Here is a 22,686-nt window from a genome sequence, read left to right as displayed (position 1 = left end):
GCGAGGCGCCGGCGGAAACCCGGCCGCGATACTGGCGTCCTATGACCCGGTACCGTGTCGCGCTGAACGTCGTCCTCACCGTCGTCGTGGTGGTGGTGACGCTCCTGCCCGCGCTGTCCGGGCACGTCCGGCCCTGGTGGGCGTACCCGCTGGCCGTGGCGGCCTCGGTTCCGGTGTTCTGGCGCGAGCGGGCGCCGCTGCGGGTGGGGCTGGTGGTCGGCGGCGCGACGACCGGGCTGGCGCTGGCCGGCACCCCACCGCTGCTACCGCTGGGCGCGCTGGTCGCCGTCTACACGATCGCCGCGCTCGGCTCGCTGGCTGCTCGTCTGGTGGGTGTGGCCGGGACGGCGCTCGGCGTCACGCTCTCGCTGGTGCCGCCGGGCGACGACGCCGAGTTGCTGCGCTACCTGGCGGTCGCCTACGTGGCCGCGTTCGCGCTCGGTACCGGCGCCCGCGCCCGCCGCGTCCAGGTCACCGCGCTGCGCGAACGAACTCAGCGGCTGGAGCAGGAACAGCGCGCAGCCGTGCTGCGCGAGCGGACCCGGATCGCCCGCGACCTGCACGACATCCTCACCCACTCGGTCGGGATCATGGTCGTGCAGGCCGAGGCCGGGCCGATACTCGTCCGCGACGATCCGGACCGGGCCGACGCGGCCTTCGCCGCGATCGCGACCACCGGCCGGGACGCGGTCGTGCAGCTCCGACGGGCGGTCGGCGCACTCCGGGAGTCTTCCGACGAGAGCTTCGACCCGCCCGGGCTGGCGGCGCTGCCCGCACTCGTCGCCCAGGCCCGGGCGGCCGGGCTGGACGTCGCACTGCACCGCACCGGCCAGGACGTCGACCCGCCGGCCGACGTGGCGGTGGCGGTCTACCGGATCGTGCAGGAGGCGCTGACGAACGTGGTCCGGCACGCCCGGGCGCGTAGCGTCCGCATCGCGCTGCACGGCACCGCGGACGAACTGACGATCGAGGTGGCCGACGACGGCCGCGGCCGTCGTGGCGAAACAGGCGGCCGCGGCCGTCCCGGCGAAGCAGACGGCCGCGGCCGTCCCGGCGAAACAGGCGGCGAAGCGGCCGGGCACGGGCTCGTCGGCATGCGTGAGCGGGCACTGGCCTGCGGCGGCACGCTGGAGACCGGCACCAGCGACGCGGGCGGCTTCGTCGTCCGGGCAGTCCTGCCCCGATGAGCACGCTCCGCGTCGTGCTCGCCGACGACCAGGACCTCTTCCGGGCCGGGTTCGCCACGATCCTCTCCGCCGAGCACGGGATCGATGTGGTCGCCGAGGCGGCCGACGGCGCGGCCGCGGTCCGGGCGGCGGTCGCCCACCGGCCCGACGTCGTCCTGATGGACATGCGGATGCCGGTGCTCGACGGCGTGGCCGCTACCCGGCAGGTCTGCGAGCGGACCGCGAGCCGGGTGATCGCGCTGACGATGTACGACACCGACGAGTACCTGTACGCGGCGCTGCGGGCCGGAGCCAGCGGCTTCCTGCTCAAGGATCTGCCGCGAGCGGAGCTGGTGCGCGCCGTCCGGGTAGTGGCCTCCGGCGAGGCCCTGCTCGCGCCGGCCGTGACCCGCCGGGTCATCGGCGAGTTGCACCGGCGCGGCCATCCCTCGCCGGAGCTGACCACCGAGCTGGCCCGCCTCACGCCCCGGGAGACCGACGTGTTGCGGTTGATCGCCGCCGGCCGGTCGAACGCCGAGATCGCCGCCGGCTGGCAGCTGTCCGAGCACACGGTCAAGACCCACGTGGGCAACCTCCTGGCCAAGCTCCATCTGCGCGACCGCGCTCAGGCGGTGATGTACGCGTACGAGTCGGGGCTGGTCGTGCCGGGCCGGTCGGAATGAGACGTACTCTCGGCCCGTGAGCAACCTGGATCCGGCCCCGGCCGAGGCGATCAGCCGCCCGGACCCGGCCACCGCGCCGGTGCGCGAGCTGCTGATCGGCCGGGACGTCGTGCTCGGCGGGCCCCGCGGGATGACCGTGACCCGGACGCTGCCGCACAAGCACCGCCGGATGGTCGGCGCCTGGTGTTTCGTCGACCACTACGGCCCGGAGAGCGCCACCATGCGGGTGCCACCGCACCCGCACACCGGCCTGCAGACCGTCAGCTGGCTGCTCCGCGGCGAGGTGCTGCACCGCGACAGCCTCGGCTCCGAACAGCTGATCCGTCCGGGTCAGCTCAACCTGATGACGGCCGGCGCCGGGATCTCGCACTCCGAGGAGTCCCCGCCGGACCTCACGCGGATCCTGCACGGCGTCCAGCTCTGGGTCGCGCTGCCGGACGGCGACCGGGCCACCGCGCCCGCGTTCGCGCACCACGACGACCTGCCGGTCGTGCACCGGGACGGCCTCAGCGCGACGGTCGTGATGGGGACGCTGGAGGGCGTGACGTCGCCCGCGCGCATGCACACCCCGATCGTCGGGGCCGAAGTCCGCATCGGGGGCAGTGGCACGCTGGCCCTGCGTCCCGACTTCGAGTACGCGGTGCTGGCGTTCGAGGACGGGCCGGTCGTCGACGGCGAGCCGGTGCCCGCGGGCGCGCTGAGCTACCTCGGCGCCGGCCGCACCGAGCTCGCGCTGCACGGCACCGGCCGCGTGTTCCTGCTCGGCGGCGAGCCGTTCGAGGAGCAGATCGTCATGTGGTGGAACTTCGTCGGGCGGACCCACGACGACATCGTCGCGGCCCGCACCGACTGGGAGGCGCACACCGGCTTCGGCACCGTCGAAGGCTTCGACGGCCCGCCCCTGCACGCTCCCGAACTACCCACCACTGCGCTCAAAGCCCGGGGCCGGACGCGTTAAGACCGCAGGGCCACGTTCGGGTGCTGCGCCCAGAAATCGCAGTGGTGCTCGCTCCCGAACGCCGACGCCTCGAGCGCCTTGGCCCCGGACGGCACCAGCGCCTGCATGGTCGAGCCGCCCGGGGAGAAGGGCGCCCACTTCGGCACGCCACCCGTGTTCGGATCACCGTCGATCGCGAAGCTCGTCCAGTACGACACCATCTGCCGGCTCAGCGTCTGCGCCGCCGGCGGCAGCGCCCCGAGCCGCTTCAGATCGAACAGGTACGGCAGCTCGGCCGCGTGCGCGGCCTTCAGCGGGTACCCGGCGATCTTCGGCAGCGGCGCGTTCGGGTCGTTGAACTCGTACGCGTACACCGTGCTGCGCTTCGCCGCCGCCGTGTTGGTCCTCAGCGCCGGGCACGAGAACGTCGCATCGGTGACGATCGCGCCGAGCGCGTCGCCCACCGTCCCGTACTTCTTCAGCGGGTACTGCGCGGCGATCTGGCCCGCCAGCGGTCCGGTCGCGCGCTGCAGAGCGGTCGTGTAGAGCTCCGGCCCGAGGCTCTGGAACCCGAGCGACAGGATGAACAGCCGGCCCTCGTCGTGGTTGGTGCCCTGCAGCAGCGGCACGTTCTGCATCGCACCCCGGTCGAACGCGGACTCCATGTCGGTCGGCAGCACCGGCCCACCGGACGCCGGGGCGTAGGTCAGGCTGGTACCGGTCGACGAGGACGCCGCCCGGATCGCGGCCGCCGGCTTGGCCCGCAGGCAGGCCACCACGTCGGCCCCGCGGCACCCGAGCCTGGCCGCCAGCGCGGTGCCGGTCTGGTCGGCGACGGTCTGGGTCGGACCGCGCAGCGCGCACCCGCTCTCCGCGATCGCCTTCGCGAACAGTCCCTTGGCCTGCGGCGACACCATCTGGGCGCAGACGCTGCCGCCCCCGGCGGACTCCCCGAACAGCGTCACGTTTTTCGCGTCGCCGCCGAATCCCGCGATGTTCTTCTGCACCCACTTCAGCGCGGCCTGCTGGTCGAGCAGCCCGTACGTGCCCGCGCCCAGCGGTTGCTCGCCGGAGAGCCCCGGCAGCGACAGGAAGCCCATCGCGCCGAGCCGGTAGTTGATCGTCACGACGATCACGCCGCCCTGCGTCACCAACCGGCCCGGTCCGTAGTCCGACCCGGCGCCGTTGATGTAGCTGCCGCCGTGGATCCACACCATCACCGGGAGCTTGCCCTTGTCGGCCTGCTCCGGCAGCGTCCGCCGGGCGGTGCCCGCGGTCGGCGTGTAGACGTTCAGGTAGAGGCAGTCCTCGGTGGTGCTCCCGTTGCCCGAGTCGCCGCCGCTGACGATGCTGCCGGGCTGGACGCAGGCCGAGCCGGCCCGGGTGGCGTCCCGCTCCCCCGACCACTTGGCGGCCGGCTCCGGCGGACGCCAGCGCAGCGCGCCGACGGGTGGCGCCGCGAACGGCACACCCAGGAACGACCGGTAGCCCTCGGCGCTGGCCCCGCGCAGATCGCCGCCCGCGGTGTGCACCACCGCGGCGTTCAGATCGCCCACGGCGTCCGGAGTGGACGAACCTGAGGAGTCGTCGCCGCTGCAGGCGGCCAGACCGGCCGCCAGTACGACGGCGAGCAGGACAGCGGACCCTCGCCGCAGGAACGACCGCATCGCGGAAGCCTCTCTGATCGCCAGTTACCGGACAGTAGGCCCGGAAGCTATCAGCCCAGGCGGCGCTTGGCGGCACGAACGGCTGTGCGCACCTCCGGGATCCGGGCTTCGACGAGGTCGGCGCGCTGCTGTTCGCCGCCGTAGAGCAGACCGAACGTGAACCCGTTCTCCCCGGCCAGGTGTGCCTGCATGCCGATCTCCCGCAGCACGCGCCGCGCGACCACGCTGTCCTGATGCGCGCCGAGCTCCTCCTGGACGCCCTCCATCTCCCCGGCGAACCGTTTCGCGGTGCGGCCGAGCGCCGGCCGGGCGAGCTCCCCGGCGTACCGGGCCCGCTTCGCTGCCTTCCGGGCCTCGTGCAGCGCGTGGTCGCGTTCGGGTCCCGGCCCGAGGTCGACCGCCGCCGACACGCGGCGCGACACCCGGCGGTGGCTCTTGCGCAGCGTCCGGGGCAGCTCCTTGCCTGCCGGGCGACGCGAGCCGCCACGCAGCGGCGGATCGTCCACCAGGCCGTCGAGGGCGTCGAGCAGCGCGAAGTACCGCTCGGAGTTCAACGCCTCGAGCACGTGGTCGCGCGCCTCGGCCTGCCGGTGGGCCAGATGACCGGTGATCCGGGCCTGCACCGGACCGATCACCAGGTCGTCGGCGGTCGCGGCCACCTGCGACGCGAACCGCTCGCGCAGCACCTCGAGGTCGCGCGCCTCACCGAGCACACCGGCCAGCCACTTGAGCTCGTCGGTCAACGGCCGCGTCGCACGACGGTCGACCACCGTGCCGAACGTCTGCAGCGCCGACCGCAGGCGGCGGGTGGACACCCGCATCTTGTGCACGGCATCCGGCTCGTCCCGCCGGACCCGCGGGTCGTACGCCAGGAGCGTGTCGGCCTGCTCCCGCAGGTGCACGACGACCGCGTCGCCCACCGTCGAACGCTTCTTCCCTTTCGGACGCCCGGCCGGGCCGCCCAGACGATCCCCCAGCACGCGGGCCAATTTGGACGCGTACGCGGAACGCCGCACTCCGGCCGACCGCAACCGCTTCTCCACCCGATCGAGCAGATCGCGCTCGCCACCGGCCAGCTCGACCTCGATCTCCGACCAGGTCGACACCGTCACCTCACGTCCGAGGGCCTCACCGGCCACGTCGTCGGCGACCAGCTCGGCGAGCACCTCGCCCGCGTCGTCGCGCAGACGGCGCCGGGTCCGGGTGGTCCGGATCCGGGCAACCGGCTCCAGCTTGGTCCCCCGGGCGAACGAGGCGACCAGCGCGGCGAGGTCGGCCGGAACCGTGCGGCTGCTGCGGCCGAGCGGCCAGTGGATCTCGTCCCGCCCGTCCGGGCCCGCGGGCAGCTTGAGGTGCCAGCCGGCGTCGTCGCCACCGGTCCGGCGGCGCAGCGTGATCCGGTTCGCGGCCAGTCGCAGGTCTGCCGTGTCGAAGTAGACCGCCTCCAGCCGGAACACGTCCGCGGCCGGGTCGACCGCCACACCGGGCAGGTCGTCCAGCGCCGGGAGCACCACTCCGGCGGGCAGTTCGTATTTGCGCTCAACTTCTCGGACCGTGGTTTGCACCGCTTATCACTCCTTACATAACGCTTCAGGAAGGGCTAGCCCGAGCACCCGGGCAGGCAAACCCTCCGAGGGCGATGAACTGGTGCGGCGTGGGACACGTACCCCAAGCACAGCGGTAACGCGCGCACGCTGTAGTGCACTAGCATCAGCGCGGTCAGCTGCACCGGTCGATGGGCCGGGCTGATGGGGGTAGGACGGAGTCCAGTGGACGGGCATGCGAGGCCGGCGGGGTCACTCCAGCCGCCCGCCCGTGGGTCGCACCGCCGGGCGGCGAAGTCACCGTCCGAGTTGACCGGCGACCTGACCAAGATGATCGCCCGCGCCGCCGGTGCGGTCGCTGCTCCTCCGCCGCCCCCGGCGCTGGCTCCGGAACCCGCTCCCGGCCGCCACCACGCCGAACCGGCGGTCCCTCCGTCCGGCGAATCCGATCCTCCGCGCCGCCGCTTCGATCGCCGCACGCAGTTGATCGCCGGCGCCTGCGTCGCGGCCGCGGCCCTCATCGCCGTCCCTCTCCTGCTCTTGTGGACGCCCGGCGCGGACGCGTCCGGCACGACGATCTCGCCGCCCAGCCGGGGGTACGCGTGCCGCCCTGGCGGCGACAGCCGCGACGTCTCGCCCGCGTGCCAGGCGGCGGTCGCGGTCCGGCCGGTGACCGGCGACGACAGCACCAGCGGGCTGGGCGACGGCACCGACGTCGGCATACCGGACGTCGGCGACCGGCACCGCGAGGTCATTCCCGACACCCGGCTGTGCAGCGCGGGCCGGGAGCGCTACCGAGGCCTCGACCTGGCCCGCGACGACTGGCCGGCCACGGCCGTGACCAGCGGCGCGAACGTCACGCTGCAGTACCGCCTGGACGACCGCCGGTCCGGAACCCTGCGCTTCTACCTGACCAAGGCCGGCTACGACGCGACCAAACCGCTCACCTGGGCCGACCTCGGTACGGAGCCGCTCGCCCAGGCCAACGGCAAGCCCGGCTCCGACAACGTCTACCGGGTGGAGGTCCGGCTGCCCACCCGGTCGGGACGGCAGCTCATCTACACGGTCTGGGAAGACGGCGGCAACGACTCGGCTCTGTACGCCTGCTCGGACGTCGTGTTCGGCGGCAGCGCGGGCACGACCCCGTCCGCCACGGCACCGAAGGCCGCCAAACCGAGCACCGCACCGGCCAGCGTGCAGCAGCCCAGCGAGCAGCCGTCCAGCCAGTCCGGCACCGCCGACGGCGGCAACCGGACGCCGGACTGGACGCCCGGCACCCGGTACGACGCCGGTGACGAGGTGGTCTTCGACGGCAAGAGGTACCGCTGCCTGCAGCCGCACACGTCGGTGTACGGCTGGGAGCCCGACTCCGCGGTCGCGTTCTGGGAGTCCGCTTAAGCAGTGCTCGGCGTGGTCTCGGCCGCGTAGATCGCGTACCCGCCGGAGCCCGCCGCCTTGACCTGGTACATCGCGGTGTCGGCGGCCCGGACCAGCTCGTCGATGTCCGTGCCGGGCTCGGCGAACGCGATCCCGACGCTGACACCGACGCCGACCAGCCGCCCGTCGGCGACGACCGGCATCCGGACGGCGTCCACCAATCGGGAGGCCACAGTGGCCGCGCGTTCGCGACTCGCCACGCCGGGCAGGATCACCGCGAACTCGTCGCCTCCCAGACGTCCGACCGTGTCTCCCTGGCGGACGCAGGCCAACAGCCGAGTGGCGACCGAACAGAGCAGGTCGTCTCCGGCCTTGTGGCCGCTACCGTCGTTGACCTGTTTGAAGCCGTCCAGGTCGAGAAGCATGAACGCGACCGGCCGGCTGTCCCGGCCGGCGTTCAGCGCGACGTGCAGCCGGTCGTGGACCAGCGCCCGGTTCGGCAGCCCGGTGAGCGGGTCGTGGAAGGCGCGGTGGGCCAGTTCCTGGTTGAGGATCAGGCTCTCGAGCGAGGAGGCGACCTGGGCGGCCCAGGTGAGCAGGCTCGATCGGATCTCCGGATGCAGGGTCCCGTCCGAGCCGACCGTCAGCATCCCGAGTTGGTGTTTGGCCGACCGCAACGGGATCAGGAACAGCCCGCCCTGGCAGACCGGCACCTCGGCGACTCGGTTGAGCGCGGCGCAGTCGTCGCCGTCGAGGTAGAGCGGGTCACCGGTCCGGATCTTCGCCAGCAGGCCGGGCGGCATCTGGTCGAGGTGGACCCGCAGGCCGACGAGGCCGTCGATGTTCCGGCCGGCCGCGGCCAGGACCTCGGTGGTCGTGCTCCCGCCGCCGGCGAGCGTCGCCCGGTCCAGCGCGCCCCCACCGGCGAGGGCGAGCGCGGTGTCGACCGCGGTCTGGTAGATCACCTGCCGGTCGGTCGCGGCGACGACGGTCCGCGCGCCCTCGGCCAGGACCCGCTCCCGCGCCACCAACCGCTCGTGCTGCGTCAGGGCGACGCTCAGCACGTGCATGACGACGCTCATCAGCGCGATGATCACCGGAGCGGCGCGGTCGGGAATTGAGAAGTCGCCCAGCACGGCCGGCGTGATCAGCGCGGCCTCGATGCAGACGATCCGCAGCACCACGTTCCAGACCGTCCCGAAGAGCGAGCGGTAGTACACCATCGCGAAGGCCAGTCCGACCGTCACTGCGCCCTCGACGACGGTCGCGATGCCGGCGAGGACCACCCACTCCACCGGTTCGGCCCAGCTGACGAAATTCCGGCGTCGCCAGCCGAGAACCCACCACGGGGCGAACCCGGCCAGGCCCGCGACGATCAATGCTTTCAGTTCCCACGTCGATCCGGGGGCCGTCACCACGGCGGCCATCGCGGGGACGAGGTTGATCAGCGCGTACGCGAGGAACAGTGCGCGTACGCGCTGCAGCAGCGACCACGATCGGACGGTCTGGCGGACCTTCACGCCCGTCCATCGGTTTCCGCGGCGGGGAGTTGAGCCGGACCGATCCGTGCCATCGGCGAGTGGAGTGACCTGGGCCACTACCATGATCCGGGCAGCGCAGAGCCGAGTGACCGGGAGATCGAGTGGCCGGATCCGCGCCGGTGCTCCACGCCAAGGGCCCGGCCGACGTCGTCGCGCTGGCCACGCGTGCCTATCTCGAGGGCGAGCCGGTCGACATGTCGGCGCTCGCGCACCAGCTGGGCATCGGCCGGGCGACGCTCTACCGCTGGGTGGGCAACCGCGAGGAACTGCTCGCGGTGGTGCTCGCCGAGGCGACCGAGCGGACGTTCCGGTTCGCCGAGAAGTCGGCGGGCGTGCCGGACGGGGTGGAGTACGTCGTCGACGTGCTGGCGCGGTTCATGCGCGCGGTGCTCGGTGCGCCCGGGCTCAAGGCACTCACCCAGCGCGAGCCGATGGTGTTCATCCGGCTGGCGACGATGCCGGGGGCGATCGAGAGCCGGGCCGCGGCTCTGATGGAAGAGCTGCTGGAACGTGAGCATTCGGCCGGACGGCTGCCGCTCAGGTTGCCGGTTCCCGCGCTGGCGATCGCGATCGTGCGGGTGTGCGATTTCCACATGTACGCGCATCTGCTGGGGCGGGGTGAGCCGGAAGTGGAGACCGCGCTCGCGACCGTGCGGGTGTTACTGACGGCCCCCTGATTCTGCTTTGCAAAGCTGATACTTTGCAAAGCATGGACGACCACCCGGTGCGTACGGCGCTGCTCGAGCTGCTCGCCGACGGGCCGGTCACCGCGAACGAGGCCGCCAGGCGTCTCGGTGAGAGCTCCGGGTCGTGCTCGTTCCACCTGCGCCAACTGGCCAGGGCCGGTCTCGTCGAGGAGGCCCTGGTGCCGCCGGGGAGCGGGCCGGGGCGGCGCCGACCGTGGCAGCTCAAGGCCACCGGCGAGTTCGATCCGCTCCTGCGCGATCTGGAGGACGAGGGGTACCGCCGCTGGCTGGCCGGGCGCGACCGGGCCGACCCGCGCTGGCACGCCGACGACGCCGCCAGTCACGTGCTCTGGCTGACGCCGGACGAACTGGCCGCGGTGGCGTCGGAACTCCGCGCGGTCGCCGAGCGCTTCGCCGACCGCGAGCGCCCGGAGAGACGCCCCGCGGACGCCCGGCCGGTCGCGCTGGTGTCCCGGATCTTCCCGCTGATTCCCCCCGGAGGAGACGAATGGAAAGCGTGACCGAGGCCGGCCTGGTGATTCCCGCGGTGGGCGCGGACGGGCTGCTGCCGATCGTCCTGACCGGGCAGCCGGTGCTGCACCGACCGGCCGCGCCGGTGACGACGTTCGACGCGACGCTCGCCGAGCTGATCGAGAAGATGACCGCCTCGATGAAGGCCGCGCCCGGCGCCGGTCTGGCCGGTCCGCAGGTCGGCGTCGGCCTGCGGTTGTTCACCTACGATTGCGGGCCGGGCCGGCGCGGCCACGTCGTCAACCCGGTGCTCGAGCGGCTCTCGACCGGGCTCGAGGAAGAGAACGAGGGCTGCCTGTCGATCCCGGGCCTGCGCTTCCCGACTCCGCGGGCCTCCCGGGTGCGGGTCACCGGCGTCGATGCCGACGGCAGCCCGGTCGACGTCGTCGGCGAGGGGTACCTGGCCCGGTGCTTCCAGCACGAGGTCGACCACCTGGACGGCGTCCTCTACGTGGAGCGTCTGGGCGGGAAGGTCCGGAAGCAGGCGCTCCGGGAGATCCGGTCGGCGGAGTGGGCCGGGGAGGCCTCGCTGGAGCCCCGGCGCACCGGCTGAGACCGCGTCAGGTGAGCTGCATGATCGCGTCGATCAGCAGCCAGACGCCGAAGATGAAGAACAGGGCGGCGGCACCGTACTTGATCGCCTTCTCCGGCAGGTGCTTGCCCAGCGAGCGCCCGATGAGGATCGCGAGCGCGTCGGCGGCCACCATGCCGACCGTCGAGCCCAGCCAGGTCCCGAGCCAGCCGTACTGGGTGGCCAGCGTGATCGTCGCGAGCATGGTCTTGTCACCGAGCTCGGCCAGGAAGAACGCGACCGACGCGGCGACCACGGCCGACTTCGTCGACTTCTCGGCCTTGGTCTTCTCTTCTTCGGTGAGCCGGTCGCCGCGCAGCGTCCAGGCTCCGAACGCGAGGAAGGCGATGGCCGCGACCAGTGCGATCCAGCCGGTCGGCAGCGCGGCTCCGAGGCCGTAACCGACCGCGACCGACACCGCGTGCACGACCGCGGTCGCGATCGTGATGCCGATGAGAACCGGGAGGGCCCTGAACCGGGTCGCGAACGTCAGCGCCATGAGCTGCGACTTGTCGCCGAGCTCGGCAACGAAGATCACGCCGAAGCTGACGACCAGCGCCGCGAGGAATCCAGACACGTAACACCTTCCGGTCACTGCCGGATCAGGTGCGCACGACCTCGACCCGGCGTACACAACGCCTGAGTCGAAGGTCTCGCTCGCCCGAGTGGGCCGCGCGGCCGGACGTTCCGGGTTGTCGAGACCCGGGCCGTCAGTATGTCGACCGCGACATTGGGAGCTACTCCCCTTCGCGTTTCCCACGCTAGCAGACGGTTTTGCCCAGTTCACCGCGCCGCTGACGCGATACCGATCACAAACCCACCCCGGGGTCGAGACCGGCCCGGCGCAGGAGGCGGGGCGCGAGCCAGGCCGCGCCGTCCGGCGAGAAGTGCAGGCCGTCCGGGCGCGGCGTCCGACCGTCGACCTCGTCCGTGCACCGCGTGGCCGGGCAGACGACGTCGTCGATCCGCACGACGGCCACCCGGCCGCCGAACTGCGCCGCCACCGAGCGGCGCAGGGCGTTGTACTGCACGAACCTGGGGTCGGACGCCTGCGCGCGGCAGGTGGCGAGCGAGCGTCCGAGGCGGCGGCAGAGCGAGTCGGCGAGCGGAACCGGCTCGATCACGACGACCCGGGCACCGCCGGAGGTCAGCCTCCGGAAGGCGGCCGTCAGCTGCGCCCGGACGTAGGCCAGGTGGGCGGTGGTACCGGCCCGGACGATCGTGCCGTCCGTCCGACGCACCGCGAACGCCTCCCAGCGCGAGTGGACGAGGATCAGCGTCGGGCGGTAGCGGGTGACGAGCTGCTGCTGCACGGCCGGGACGATCGACGGGCAGCGTCGGCCGGCGGCGTACGGAGAGCCGTCCGATTCGACCATCAGCAACGCGGCGACCGAGCAGGAGCTGACCGAGCTGTCGGCGTAGCTCCAGCCCCTGGCGTTGGCGATCCGCCGCAGCGCCGGAGCCAGGCTGTGGGCCACCGAGTCTCCCGCGGTCGCGAGCCGCACCGGGCCGGCGTCCGAGGCCGCCTCCCCGGTGCCGGTGGCCGGGGCCTCGGCGAGGACGCGCGTGCCGGCGTCGGCCGGCTCGTCGACGAGCGGCGGCGTCGCGTGGATCGTCGCGACGACGACGACTCCGAGCACGGTGGCGAGCGCGGCCGGGGCGATCAGCAGCGTGGACCGGGCGGGCGGCGGGCGGTGGCGCGCCGTGCGGAGCGCTCGGAACCGCTGCTCGACCAGCGCGTAGGACGCCACGGCCAGCCCGGTCGTCAGCACGAGCTTGGCCACGGCGGCCACTACCGGCGCGTCGGCGAACGCCCCCGACGTGAACACCGCCGCGCCGTCCAGCCAGCAGTAGACCGGCCAGTGCCACAGGTACAGCGCGTACGAGACCCGTCCCACCCGGGGCAGCGGCCCGGCTGCGAGCAGCCGACCGAGCCGCGACCCCGGTGCGGTGGCGACCGCACCCACGAGTACCGCCGCCGCCACCGCAATGCCGAACCCGGCACCCCGGTAGTAGCCGGCCCACGAATCCGGCACGGACGCCGCCGCTACCAGCAGAACGAGGCCGGCGGGTATCCCGAGCCGCGGAAGCAGCCGCGAGGCCCGCAGCGGCCCGATCAGGAGCAGTGCCACCACCGCGCCGGCGAGCAGCGCGTGGGCCCGGGTGTCGGTGCCGTAGTACGCCCGCGATGGGTCCTCGGCCGCGTACCGGAACCCCATCCAGACGGCCGACGCCACCGTCAGCGTCCCGGCCACCGCGAGCAGCGTCCGCCTGCGCCCGGCCAGCGCCGCCACCACCAGCGGCCAGACGAGATAGAACTGCTCCTCGACCGCGAGCGACCAGGCGTGCCGCAGCGGTGACGGTGGCGCGAACGCATCGACGTACGACTGCCCCGACGCGACGAAACGCCAGTTCGCCGCTTGCAACACCGTCCAGATCCCGTCCGCGCGCAGCGAGCCGAGGCGGAACGTCGGCATCGTGAACGCCGCCACCGAACAGACGACCGCCACCATCAGCAGCGCCGCGGGCAGCAGCCGGCGCGCCCGCCGGACGTAGAAGCTCACCAGCCCGGGACGCCGCACCAGCAGCGTCGTGATCAGGAACCCGGAGAGCGCGAAGAACACGTCGACGCCCACGAATCCACCGGGCAGGAGACGAGCATCGAGGTGATAGACGAGCACCGCGACAACGGCCAGCGCGCGCACGCCGTCCAGTCCCGGAACGTACGAAAATTCTTTAGTGAGGCATTTCACACGGCGAACATCGACAGCGCGAGACAATTGCGATTTTTGTTGCGAACCGGTGCGCAGTTGAATGATATTTCGCCACGTTTGCATCAAAACGGATGCTAGCGAGATGCGGTTTTTAGTGTGGTCCCGCGGGACTCATCCGTTTCGGTGGAACCCCACTCCGCCAACGCGTCACCCCGCCCTCGGCCGCCCAGCGGGTTTCAGCGTCGCCGACGCAGCGGCGCCCGGTAATGGGCGCTTTGCCCGCCCTTTTCCTGGGCTTATTGCATCGACGATTTGACCCAGCCATTTCTCGGCTATTTCCCTACCGACCGAACAGACTTTGAACGGAACTCGAACGCGCCATTGTTCGTTGCCGCTCCGAGACCACGAATCCCCTGGCAGGCAGGGGTGCGAACAGCGATTATCTTCGATGAGTGCCGGGTACAGCAGGCCACAGCGAATCGAGTACTTGACTCGATCCGAACAATGCCGATGTAGCCCGGAAGAGGCTCAGGCGAAGGCGGGGCGAGTGGCAGCAGGGCGGAAGACCGGCACACCGTGGACCACGGTGGGGCTGATCGTGGGTGTCGCCCTCCTGCTGGTCTCGGTCGGCACCATCGGTGCCGCCTGGGCGATCAGCGCGCGCTACGAGCAGAACATCAAGCGCGCCGACCTGCTCGGCGACATCCCGACGACCACGCGCACCGACGCGAGCGGCTCGACCGTCGTCCCGGACCGGAGCGTCGTCGGCCCGCTGAACTTCCTGGTACTCGGCTCCGACACCCGGCTCGCGGTGTCGACGATCCGGGCCGACACGATCGGCCAGCGGTCCGACACGATCATGCTGGTCCACGTCACCGCTGATCTGAAGAGCGCCTACGTCATCTCGATCCCCCGCGACAGCTACGTGCACATCCCGGCCGGCGGCACCTGGGAGGGCGGCAACAACAAGATCAACGCCGCGTTCTCGTTCGGCGGGCCCCCGCTGGCCGCCAAGACCGTCTACGAGCTCACCGGCCTGCCACTCGACGGCGCGATCGTCGTCGATTTCGATAGCGTCCGGACGATGGTCAACGCGGTGGGCGGCATCCGGGTCTGCACGACCTACACCGTCCGGTCGATCCACACCGGCCGCGTCTGGCCCAAGGGCTGCAACCGCATGGGCGGCGACTCCGCGCAGGACTTCATGCGCCAGCGCTACAACGTGCCCGGCAGCGACTTCGGCCGCATCCACAACCAGCAGTTGGTACTGCAGTCGCTGCTGGCCCGGGCGGTCAGCGGTGGCACGCTCTCCAACCCGCTGCGCTTCGACAAGTTCCTCCGCGCCGCCACCGGCGCGATCACCGTCGACGACAACATGAACATCGAGGGCCTCGCGCTCGCGCTGCGCAACCTGCGGCCCGACGACATCACGTTCGAGACGCTGCCCTACTCCTCCGATTCGTTCTTGACGCCGTACGGCGACGCGGTGAAGCTCGACGAGAGGGCGATGGCCGAGATGTTCGCCGCGGTGAACGAAGATCGGCTGCCGGAGTGGCAGGCGACCCGCAACACGAAGACGACGAGCCTCGTCGAGGGTGACACCAGGGCCGTCGGTACGCCGGCCCCGGTGGACTAGTTCAAGCCGGTGGACTAGTTCAAGCCGGTCGACTAATTCAGGGTCGCTACCGCCCGGGCCACCGTCGACTCGACGAGGTCGGACCGGAACGCGCACAGCGTCAGCGTGAACCTCGCCACGCCGTGCTCCGGGGCGACCAGCCGCATCACGCAACCCCGGCTTTCCCCGGCCCCGACCAGGCTGTCGAGCAGCCGCACACCGGCACTGTCGAGGAACGTCACCGCCGAGAGGTCGAGGACGATCGCCGACGCGTCCGCGGTCTCCACTTCGACGGTCGTACCCAGCCCCGGTGCCGTACCCAGGTCGATCTCGCCCTGGAACGACACCAGCTTCGCCGGGCGCCCCGGCGGCTCGGCGTCGTCCAGTTCCAGGTCCAGGTCCAGGTCGCCTACCGTCACGGCCGCCGGCCGGTCGACCGTTACCTCGTCTCCCGTCATGGCCCCACCCATCTCACCCGCCGGGACATCGTCACGGTCGTGCCCCGACTACGGTCGGCGCTCATCCGGTCGACGGTCACTTCGTCCATCAGTCGTTTCATCAGCATCAGCCCACGTCCGCGATCGGGCGCCGTCTCCCGGGGCTGCCACAGCCCGGCGTCCCGGATCGTCACATCGACGCGCTCGTCGACGATCGACGCCGAGATCGAGACCGTCCTCGGCGCCGGACCGCCGTTGCGGTAGCCGTGCTCGATCGCGTTGCCGATCGCCTCCGAGCAGGCCAGCACGATCGCGAACCCGTCGTGCTTGTCGACCTCGTGATCGACCAGCCACGCCCGCAACCGGTTCCGGACGCCGGTCAGCTCGGCGAGATCGGCCGGGATCTCCTCCTCGAACGGCGTCGACTCGGCGAGCGACAGCGCCAGCAGGCACACGTCGTCGCGGGCGCCCTCGTCGAACAGCATCGTCTCCGACAGGCGCTCGACGATCACGGCGGCGGACGACGTCCGGTGCTTCTCCATCTCCTCGCGCAGCATTTCGAGCCCGCGCCAGATCAGGCGGCCCCGGCGTTCGACCAGACCGTCGGTGTAGAGCAGGAGCCGCGCGCCGGGAAGCAGCGTGATCTCCGCTTCCGACCGGCCCGGTTGCCCGGCATAGGCGTCCAGTGGCGTCGAGCGGCCGTCCCAGAGGTACTGCGCCTCCTCGTCGCCCTGGACGACCAGCGGCGGGAAGTGGCCCGCGCAGGCGTACCGGACCGAACCGGTGCGGGGGTGCAGCTCCAGGTAGACCAGCGTCGCCATCCGCCCGGCGTCGAACTGACCGACGAATCGGTCGAGCTGGTCGAGCAGCGCGGCCGGGCCGAGGCCCGCACCGGCCAGCGCACGGATCGCGCTGCGGATCTGACCCATCGCGCTGGCCGCGTTCAACCCGCGGCCGACGACGTCGCCGACGACGATGCCGATGCGGTCGCCGCCGAGTTCGAACGCGTCGTACCAGTCGCCGCCGACCTCGAGGTTCTCCATGGCCGGCCGGTAGTGCGTGGCGATCCGCAGCCCCTGCCGACGGGGCAGCCCGCCGGAGAGCAGGCTGCGTTGCAGCGTGTAGGCGACCTCACGCTCCTGCTCGTAGCGGCGGGCGTTGTCGAGCGCGGGCGCCGCGGTCGCAGCCACCTCGGTGCAGTACGCGACCTCGTCGACGCTGAACGCGCGGCCGTAGCGGCCGAGCACCAGCGCGCCGAGCGTCCGGCCGGAGGCCCGCAGCGGCAGCACGAGCCACCAGTTCGCCGGACGCGGCCCGGACGGCGTGATCGGCAGCCGCTCGGCCACCAGCTTGGGCCGGTTACCGCTGACGACCTGCGCGATCAGGTCACCGGCGCGGCCGGGCTCGATGCCGATCAGGGTGCCGACGCCGCCGACGCCGTCGGCAGGCAGCCGGGCGGAGCGGGCGTGCCCCAGCCGGCGGGGACCCTCGTGGTCGACGAACTCGACGCTGGCCACTTCGGCCAGCTCGTTGGTGACCAGCTCGACGAGCTTCTCGGCCCGGTCGACCAGCCCCACCCGCTCTTCCAGCGCCCGCCCGGACGAGGCCAGGAAGTCCGATCGCTCGGCCGCCTTCGCCGCCTCGGCGTGCAGGACCGCGCGCTCCAGCGCCTGCCCGCCCTGCCGGCCGAGCGCGTGCAGCACCTCGCGGTCGTCGACGTCGAGCTGGCGGGTCTCGGTGCACCCGGCCGCGAGGAGGCCGACCCGCTGGTCACCGACGTCGAGCGGGATCACGACCAGCGTCCCGACGCCGGTGCGCTCCATCGCGGCCGCGATCACCGGGTGCCGGGGCAGGATCGACTCCACCGAGTCGATCAGCACCGGGCTGCGCGGCTGGGACGTGAACGCCTCCCGGTCGGGCACCGGGATGCGGGCCAGGTCGGAGAAGTCGCTGATGTTGACCGCGGCGATCTGGACCAGACCGGCCGACGAGAGTGCGGCGGCGGTGTCCGGAGAGTCGTTGCCGAGCGCCTCGTCGGCCTCGGTCGCGGTCGCCAGTTCGCGCCGGTCGAGCAGCCAGAGGCCGGCGCGATCACCCTCGACGACCAGCAGAGCGGCGTCCACCAGGGCTTGACCGACCGCGGCGACGTCGCCGGCCGCGGCGAGCTCGGCCGCCACCTCCTGCAGAGCGCGGACGCGCGCCTCCGAGCGCTCGGCCCGCTGACGCTGGGAGACCAGCTCCCGCTCGTAACGGCGGCGGTCGGTCGCGCCGAAGACCGTCGTCCGGATCGCCAGCGGGTTACCGGCCTCGTCGCGGTCGAGGACCGCGTTGACCAGCACCGGCTGTTTCTCGCCGGCGGCGTTCTTCAGGTCGACGGCGATCTCGCGGACGTGGCCCTGCATGAGCAACAGCGGCGAGTAGTGGGTCTCGTAGAAGATCTGGTGACCGGGGATCAGCAGGTCCTGGAACCGCAACCGGCCGACGAGGTCGCCGGCCCGGTAGCCGCTGGACTCCAGGAAGAAGCGGTTGACGTGCATGATCAGGCCGCCGGGGTCGGTGACGACGAAGCCGCACGGCGCCTGGTCGAGCGGGTCGAGCGGGTCGGAGTGTTCGGCGTCGTCGGCCACCGGGTCGGCGGCGGGGTCCGGGGCGGAACCGGCCGCACGGCGGCGCAGGCGGGTCACCGCGCGTCTCCGGCCGGAACCGGATGCCGCAGTCGCGATCTCGGCGGCCGGGATCGGCCGCTCCGACATTTCCACTCCCTACCCCCCAGGCTGGTTCCGTCGGAACAGGTCAGCAGAAGCCTTGCATCGCGGAGATCGTTTCGGCCGGTGCGCTGAGGTGCGGGCAGTGGCCGGTTGCGGAGAGCACCCGGTACTCGCTCTCCGGCAGGTGCTCGTGCACGTACCGGCCGACGACCTCCGGCGCGATCACGTCGGCGGTGCACTGGAGCACCAGCGATCGGATCGGCACCTTGGGCAGGTCGTCACGGTTGTCGCCGAGGAACGTCACCCGGGCGAACTGCTGGGCGATCGCCGGGTCGGTGCGGCAGAAGCTGTTCGTCAGCTCGTCGCCGAGCTCCGGACGCTCCTCGTTACCCATGATCACCGGCGCCATCGAGCTCGACCATCCCAGGTAGTTGCTTTCCATCGAGTCGAGTAAACCGTTCAAGTCGTCCGGGCGGAATCCGCCGACGTATCCGGTCGAGTCGTCGTCGAGGTAGCGCGGGGACGGACCGATCATCACGAGGCTGCGGAACCGGTCGGGCTGCTCGATCGCGGCCATCGCGCCGATCATCGAGCTCACCGAGTGCCCGACGAACACGACGTCGGAGAGGTCGAGCTCACCCAGGACCTCGAGAACGTCCTCGGCGTAGCCGTGGAGAGTCGAGTACCGGTCGGCGTCGTAGGCCGCCAGTTCGGATTTGCCGTGCCCGACGTAGTCGAAAGCGACGATCCGGAAGCGGTCGGCGAAGGCCGGCGTCAGGTATCGCCACATCGACTGGTCGCAGCCGAAGCCGTGCGCGAACACCATGGCTGGGCCGCCTTCGCGACCGGTGAGCGACACGTTGTTCCTGGTCAGGATGCTCATCACGACTCGCAATCGGAGGGGCGAAAGGGAGCAGCTACGCAGCGTCATCCGTGGGTGACCATACCGGGAGGCGTTGATCCCCGTGAACCGTGCTTGGAAAAAGTGATATCACTTTGCTACTGTGTAGCTATCCGCACGGGAGGAGAGACATGATGTCCACCACTGATCAGCTCGTGGAAATGCCCGCCCCACAGGTCCGGGAACAACGCGCCGACGGGTTGTCCGGCTGGCCGATGGCCGGCGCCCTGATCCTCGGCCTTCTCCTCGGTATCGCATTGGTCATCGTCGGCGGGGCGACCGCGCCGGGCGCGGTGCCGGTCACGCTCGCGATCCTCGGCGCCCTGCTCGGTCTGGCCTCGCTGATCTGCATGGCGGGCCTGACCGCTGTGGCGCCCGGTGAGGCCCGGGTGGTCCAGCTGCTGGGTCACTACACCGGGACGATCCGCACCGACGGTCTGCGCTGGGTCAACCCGCTCACCAAGCGGGAGAAGGTGTCGACCAGGGTGCGCAACCACGAGACCGAGCTGGCCAAGGTGAACGACGCCGACGGCAACCCGATCCAGATCGCCGCCGTGGTGGTCTGGCAGGTCTCCGACACCGCGAAGGCCGTGTTCGAGGTCGACGACTTCGTCGAGTTCGTCGCGATCCAGAGCGAGACCGCCGTCCGGCACATCGCGAACAGCTACCCGTACGACGGTCCGGACGACCAGCTCTCGCTGCGCGACAACGCGGACGAGATCACCGGCCGGCTCTCGGCCGAGATCGCCGCACGCGTCACCGCCGCCGGCGTCGAGGTGATCGAATCGCGGATCACCCGGCTCTCCTACGCCCCAGAGATCGCGCAGGTCATGCTGCAGCGTCAGCAGGCCAACGCGGTGGTCGCGGCCCGGCGCCGGATCGTCGAGGGCGCGGTCGGCATGGTCGAGCTCGCGCTCGCCCGGCTGTCCGAACAGAACGTCGTCGAGCTGGACGAGGAGCGCAAGGCCCAGATGGTCAGCAACCTGCTCGTCGTCCTCTGCGGCGACCGCGGCACGCAGCCGATCGTCAACGCCGGCACTCTCTACTGACACTGGGGTGAGGCGGTGGCGAGCGAGCGCAAGAAGCTCTTGTTGCGGCTCGACCCGGCCGTGCACGACGCGCTGGCGCGGTGGGCGTCCGATGAACTGCGCAGCACGAACGCGCAGATCGAGTTCCTGCTGCGCCGCGCACTCGGGGCGGCCGGCCGGCTGCCCCGGGAGGCGGGCCGCATGCGCGGCCCCGGGAGGCCACGCAAGGGCGACGACGAAGAAGACACTGTCGACGAAGAGGAGTGAGCAGTGGACACCGAGCTTTCCGTTCCGGCGAGGCTGTTCCTGCTCGCTTACGATCCGAAGAAGCACCGGCTGACCAACCGGAACCACTTGGGCGTGCTGCTCCGTGCGGCCGTGTTGACCGAGTTGGTGTTCGACGGTTGTCTGGCCGACTCGGACGGCCGGGTGGCGGCCGAGGCAGGCCGGGCAGCCGGTCGGATCTCGGGTGATCCGGTGTTGGGGCCGGTCCTGGCGGACGTGGCGGGAGGCAGCCGGCCGCGCAAGTGGCAGAGCTGGGTCGATCGGAAGACCGGGGCGACGGTCTCGGCCGTCCGCGAGCAACTGGCGGCGGAGAACCTCATCCGGGCCGAGCGGCGCAAGCTGCTCGGGCTGATCCCGGTGTGGAACATCGAGCTCCGCGACGTGCGGCTGCGCAGCAAGCTCGCCGAGAACGCCCGCCGGACGTTACGGGGCGGCGAGCCGGTCGACCGGATCGATCGGCGGGACGCGGCGGTGGTGGCACTGGCCGCCGCGGGCGAGCTGGGGATCGTGGTTTCGCGGGGCGACCGGCGGCAGTTCAAGCGGCGCTTGGAGACGCTGAGCGCACACGTGGGGCCGACGGTGCAGGCGCTCCGGAAGGCCGTTCAGTCGCAGCAAGCCGCGGCGGCCGCGGGCTGAGACCGCGCACGGGGGTTCGAGCTCCGGCTCAGACCCCCGTGTGCTGCGCCTGCTCCTCGTCGTCTTCGGCCGGGGGCTCGGCGACGAGCGCGGCCAGCGCGGTGGTGATCGGTACCGAGGCGACGAGGCCGATCGTGCCGACCAGCGAGCGGACGATCTCGCTCGCGATCGACTGGCCGGTGACCAGGGAGCCGAGGCTCTGGCCGCTCACCGAGATGAGCAGCAGCAGCGGTAGTGAGGCCCCGGCGTAGGCGAGGACGATCGTGTTCACCGCGGACCCGACGTGCGCCCGCCCGACCCGGATCGCCGCCCGGTACAGGTCGAACCGGCTGCGGGGCGTCCGCGCCAGTTCGGCCACCACCTCCGCCTGCGTCACCGTGACGTCGTCGAGGACGCCGAGCGAGCCGATGATGATGCCGGCCAGCAACAGGCCGCGCATGTCGACGCCGCCCTGGACCGTCGAGAGGTAGACGCTCGATTCGTCGCCGAGGCCCGTCAGCTCGGTCAGCGCGGTGAAACCGGCCCCGAGCAGGCCGGTCAGCACGAGGCTGGCGAGCGTCCCGAGGATCGCGACCGACGTCCGCACCGAGATGCCGTGCGTCAGGTACAGCACCGCGAACATGATCGCGGACGACCCGACGACCGCGACCAGCAGCGGTGGCGACCCGCCGAGGATGCCGGGGATGACGAACAGCAGCAGCACGGCGAAGCTGACGATCAGTCCACCGATCGCGGCCAGCCCGCGGAGCCGTCCGAACGCGATGACGACGGCCGCGGAGAGCGCCACCAGCAGCCAGAGCGATCCACCGCGCTGCTTGTCGACGATCGTGTAGCGGGTGGCCGCGTTCCCGCCGGTGGCGAGGACGAGCATGACGACCTTGTCGTCGACGTGGACGCTCGGCGAGCCCGGGCCCTGCGGGAGCTCCATCGAGACCGTGTCGCCCTTGCCGACGCCGCCGGTGACCTTGACGGTGGCCGTTCCACAGGGGCCGGTGAGGGAACCGGCGTCGGCTTCGGAGGTCTCCGGGCACGACTGTTCGACGACCTGGGTGACCGTGCCGTCGGCGCGTTCCTGCTGGCCGTTCTGGTTGGCGCTGCCGTAGTGCAACTGGCCGGGCCAGAGCACGATCAGGCCGATGATGGTGGCGATGACCGCCGGGACGAGGATGCCGACGACGGCCTTGCGGGTGCGCTCCGACATCGGGTTGGTAGCGGAGTGGACGTGGCTGTGCACGTACTCGTCCGCGGCGATGGCGGCGCCGACGTGGTGGGGCGGCTGCTCGTCCTCGCGCCGGGGCGGCGGGGCGGGCTGCCGGTAAGGGTGTCGGTCGTACTGGGGCTGCTCGTACTGGGCCTGCTCGTACTGGGCCTGCTCGTACTGGGCCTGCTCGTACTGGGCCTGCTCGTACGGGGGCTGGCCGTGCTGGGGCTGGCCGTGCTGGGGCTGGCCGTGCTGGGGCTGGCCGTAGGTGGCCGGCGGGGGCTGGTCGGCCGGTCGGCCGGGGTTCCGGAAGTTCAGCTGGTCGTACGTACCTTCCGCGTACTGCGGCGGCGGAGCCCCGTAGGCGTACGGATCGTCAGCAGGCGGCCAGCCCTCCGGAGGACTGTTCCGGTCGGCCATCTAGGTACTCCTCGGGAACCGGATACAGTCACGCGGAA

At 71.7% G+C, this 22,686-nt stretch carries 20 protein-coding genes; 11 read left to right on the top strand and 9 right to left on the bottom strand.

Going from position 1 to position 22,686, the window contains the following annotated elements:
* The first annotated feature begins 41 nt into the window (after window positions 1-41).
* The 3 genes from ACIBZJ_RS23505 to ACIBZJ_RS23495 are packed head-to-tail and all read left to right on the top strand — an operon-like array spanning window position 42 to window position 2,807.
* Window positions 42-1,187 carry a sensor histidine kinase gene (locus tag ACIBZJ_RS23505; RefSeq protein ID WP_395932917.1) on the top strand — a complete coding sequence of 382 codons (1,146 nt, stop codon included), beginning with the start codon at window positions 42-44 and terminating at the stop codon, window positions 1,185-1,187.
* Window positions 1,184-1,849, top strand: a complete 666-nt coding sequence (locus ACIBZJ_RS23500) for a response regulator (protein WP_395932915.1) — start codon at window positions 1,184-1,186, stop codon at window positions 1,847-1,849. Before ACIBZJ_RS23505 ends, ACIBZJ_RS23500 begins: the two co-directional genes overlap by 4 nt.
* 16 nt (window positions 1,850-1,865) lie before the next feature.
* The gene (locus tag ACIBZJ_RS23495; RefSeq protein WP_395932913.1) at window positions 1,866-2,807 is read left to right on the top strand and encodes a pirin family protein; all 942 of its coding nucleotides are present in this window, start codon (window positions 1,866-1,868) and stop codon (window positions 2,805-2,807) included.
* On the opposite strand, the gene ACIBZJ_RS23490 is transcribed toward ACIBZJ_RS23495, so the two are convergent.
* Together ACIBZJ_RS23490 and ACIBZJ_RS23485 are read right to left on the bottom strand one after the other, a co-directional pair.
* Window positions 2,804-4,453: a carboxylesterase/lipase family protein gene (locus tag ACIBZJ_RS23490; RefSeq protein WP_395932911.1), complete on the bottom strand. Its 1,650-nt coding sequence runs from the start codon at window positions 4,451-4,453 to the stop codon at window positions 2,804-2,806. The genes ACIBZJ_RS23495 and ACIBZJ_RS23490 overlap by 4 nt on opposite strands.
* 50 nt (window positions 4,454-4,503) lie before the next feature.
* The gene (locus ACIBZJ_RS23485; RefSeq protein WP_395932909.1) at window positions 4,504-6,018 is read right to left on the bottom strand and encodes a CHAD domain-containing protein; all 1,515 of its coding nucleotides are present in this window, start codon (window positions 6,016-6,018) and stop codon (window positions 4,504-4,506) included.
* A gap of 288 nt (window positions 6,019-6,306) precedes the next feature.
* Here ACIBZJ_RS23485 and ACIBZJ_RS23480 point away from each other — a divergent pair, with 288 nt between their 5' ends.
* Window positions 6,307-7,395: a lytic polysaccharide monooxygenase gene (locus tag ACIBZJ_RS23480; protein WP_395932907.1), complete on the top strand. Its 1,089-nt coding sequence runs from the start codon at window positions 6,307-6,309 to the stop codon at window positions 7,393-7,395.
* Here ACIBZJ_RS23480 and ACIBZJ_RS23475 read toward each other — a convergent pair.
* Window positions 7,392-8,894, bottom strand: coding sequence for a diguanylate cyclase domain-containing protein (locus tag ACIBZJ_RS23475; RefSeq protein ID WP_395932905.1), 1,503 nt, complete (start codon window positions 8,892-8,894; stop codon window positions 7,392-7,394). The genes ACIBZJ_RS23480 and ACIBZJ_RS23475 overlap by 4 nt on opposite strands.
* Before the next feature lie 122 nt (window positions 8,895-9,016).
* Here ACIBZJ_RS23475 and ACIBZJ_RS23470 point away from each other — a divergent pair, with 122 nt between their 5' ends.
* The 3 genes from ACIBZJ_RS23470 to def are packed head-to-tail and all read left to right on the top strand — an operon-like array spanning window position 9,017 to window position 10,685.
* Window positions 9,017-9,592, top strand: a complete 576-nt coding sequence (locus ACIBZJ_RS23470; RefSeq protein WP_395932902.1) for a QsdR family transcriptional regulator — start codon at window positions 9,017-9,019, stop codon at window positions 9,590-9,592.
* A 32-nt stretch (window positions 9,593-9,624) separates the two neighbouring features.
* Window positions 9,625-10,122: a winged helix-turn-helix domain-containing protein gene (locus ACIBZJ_RS23465; protein WP_395932900.1), complete on the top strand. Its 498-nt coding sequence runs from the start codon at window positions 9,625-9,627 to the stop codon at window positions 10,120-10,122.
* Window positions 10,110-10,685 (top strand): peptide deformylase, encoded by a 576-nt coding sequence (def, locus tag ACIBZJ_RS23460; protein ID WP_395932898.1) that lies wholly within the window; start codon window positions 10,110-10,112, stop codon window positions 10,683-10,685. The genes ACIBZJ_RS23465 and def overlap by 13 nt, the downstream gene beginning before the upstream one ends.
* Window positions 10,686-10,692: 7 nt before the next feature.
* Here def and ACIBZJ_RS23455 read toward each other — a convergent pair whose 3' ends face one another.
* Both ACIBZJ_RS23455 and ACIBZJ_RS23450 read right to left on the bottom strand, forming a co-directional pair.
* On the bottom strand, window positions 10,693-11,280 hold the full coding sequence (locus ACIBZJ_RS23455; RefSeq protein WP_395932896.1) for a TMEM165/GDT1 family protein: 588 nt from the start codon (window positions 11,278-11,280) through the stop codon (window positions 10,693-10,695).
* Between the two features lie 232 nt (window positions 11,281-11,512).
* Window positions 11,513-13,456, bottom strand: a complete 1,944-nt coding sequence (locus tag ACIBZJ_RS23450) for an acyltransferase family protein (RefSeq protein WP_395932894.1) — start codon at window positions 13,454-13,456, stop codon at window positions 11,513-11,515.
* A gap of 508 nt (window positions 13,457-13,964) precedes the next feature.
* Between ACIBZJ_RS23450 and ACIBZJ_RS23445 the strand changes: the two genes are divergently transcribed.
* On the top strand, window positions 13,965-15,053 hold the full coding sequence (locus ACIBZJ_RS23445; RefSeq protein WP_395932892.1) for an LCP family protein: 1,089 nt from the start codon (window positions 13,965-13,967) through the stop codon (window positions 15,051-15,053).
* Between the two features lie 32 nt (window positions 15,054-15,085).
* On the opposite strand, the gene ACIBZJ_RS23440 is transcribed toward ACIBZJ_RS23445, so the two are convergent.
* From ACIBZJ_RS23440 to ACIBZJ_RS23430, 3 genes are read right to left on the bottom strand one after another with little or no spacing between them, the layout of a single operon-like run.
* Window positions 15,086-15,490 carry an STAS domain-containing protein gene (locus ACIBZJ_RS23440; RefSeq protein ID WP_395932890.1) on the bottom strand — a complete coding sequence of 135 codons (405 nt, stop codon included), beginning with the start codon at window positions 15,488-15,490 and terminating at the stop codon, window positions 15,086-15,088.
* A complete protein-coding gene (locus ACIBZJ_RS23435; RefSeq protein ID WP_395932888.1) occupies window positions 15,487-18,222 on the bottom strand; it encodes a SpoIIE family protein phosphatase in 2,736 nt (911 codons plus the stop codon). The genes ACIBZJ_RS23440 and ACIBZJ_RS23435 overlap by 4 nt, the downstream gene beginning before the upstream one ends.
* 40 nt (window positions 18,223-18,262) lie before the next feature.
* Window positions 18,263-19,060, bottom strand: a complete 798-nt coding sequence (locus ACIBZJ_RS23430) for an alpha/beta fold hydrolase (protein ID WP_395933246.1) — start codon at window positions 19,058-19,060, stop codon at window positions 18,263-18,265.
* Between the two features lie 149 nt (window positions 19,061-19,209).
* Between ACIBZJ_RS23430 and ACIBZJ_RS23425 the strand changes: the two genes are divergently transcribed.
* From ACIBZJ_RS23425 to ACIBZJ_RS23415, 3 genes are read left to right on the top strand one after another with little or no spacing between them, the layout of a single operon-like run.
* The gene (locus ACIBZJ_RS23425) at window positions 19,210-20,127 is read left to right on the top strand and encodes an SPFH domain-containing protein (RefSeq protein ID WP_395932886.1); all 918 of its coding nucleotides are present in this window, start codon (window positions 19,210-19,212) and stop codon (window positions 20,125-20,127) included.
* Window positions 20,128-20,142: 15 nt separating this feature from the next.
* Window positions 20,143-20,373: a hypothetical protein gene (locus tag ACIBZJ_RS23420; protein WP_395932884.1), complete on the top strand. Its 231-nt coding sequence runs from the start codon at window positions 20,143-20,145 to the stop codon at window positions 20,371-20,373.
* A gap of 3 nt (window positions 20,374-20,376) precedes the next feature.
* Entirely contained in the window at window positions 20,377-21,027 is a 651-nt protein-coding gene (locus ACIBZJ_RS23415; protein ID WP_395932882.1) for a GPP34 family phosphoprotein, read from the top strand.
* A 28-nt stretch (window positions 21,028-21,055) separates the two neighbouring features.
* Here ACIBZJ_RS23415 and ACIBZJ_RS23410 read toward each other — a convergent pair whose 3' ends face one another.
* Window positions 21,056-22,648 (bottom strand): YibE/F family protein, encoded by a 1,593-nt coding sequence (locus ACIBZJ_RS23410; RefSeq protein ID WP_395932880.1) that lies wholly within the window; start codon window positions 22,646-22,648, stop codon window positions 21,056-21,058.
* Window positions 22,649-22,686 lie beyond the last annotated feature (38 nt).

The organism is Cryptosporangium sp. NPDC051539 (genome assembly GCF_044454545.1).
Classification (GTDB): Bacteria; Actinomycetota; Actinomycetes; order Mycobacteriales; family Cryptosporangiaceae; genus Cryptosporangium.
The sequence above is the reverse complement of the archived record's forward strand: the minus strand, read 5'-3'. Positions and strand labels throughout refer to the sequence as shown.

What these genes read in the sequence shown, in the direction of transcription:
- ACIBZJ_RS23430 (WP_395933246.1), bottom strand. Translation starts at nt 19,060, where the DNA reads ATGAGCATCCTGACCAGGAACAACGTGTCGCTCACCGGTCGCGAAGGC.
- ACIBZJ_RS23440 (WP_395932890.1), bottom strand. Translation starts at nt 15,490, where the DNA reads ATGACGGGAGACGAGGTAACGGTCGACCGGCCGGCGGCCGTGACGGTA.
- ACIBZJ_RS23500 (WP_395932915.1), top strand. Translation starts at nt 1,184, where the DNA reads ATGAGCACGCTCCGCGTCGTGCTCGCCGACGACCAGGACCTCTTCCGG.
- ACIBZJ_RS23490 (WP_395932911.1), bottom strand. Translation starts at nt 4,453, where the DNA reads ATGCGGTCGTTCCTGCGGCGAGGGTCCGCTGTCCTGCTCGCCGTCGTA.
- ACIBZJ_RS23410 (WP_395932880.1), bottom strand. Translation starts at nt 22,648, where the DNA reads ATGGCCGACCGGAACAGTCCTCCGGAGGGCTGGCCGCCTGCTGACGAT.
- ACIBZJ_RS23425 (WP_395932886.1), top strand. Translation starts at nt 19,210, where the DNA reads ATGATGTCCACCACTGATCAGCTCGTGGAAATGCCCGCCCCACAGGTC.
- def (WP_395932898.1), top strand. Translation starts at nt 10,110, where the DNA reads ATGGAAAGCGTGACCGAGGCCGGCCTGGTGATTCCCGCGGTGGGCGCG.
- ACIBZJ_RS23435 (WP_395932888.1), bottom strand. Translation starts at nt 18,222, where the DNA reads ATGTCGGAGCGGCCGATCCCGGCCGCCGAGATCGCGACTGCGGCATCC.
- ACIBZJ_RS23505 (WP_395932917.1), top strand. Translation starts at nt 42, where the DNA reads ATGACCCGGTACCGTGTCGCGCTGAACGTCGTCCTCACCGTCGTCGTG.
- ACIBZJ_RS23465 (WP_395932900.1), top strand. Translation starts at nt 9,625, where the DNA reads ATGGACGACCACCCGGTGCGTACGGCGCTGCTCGAGCTGCTCGCCGAC.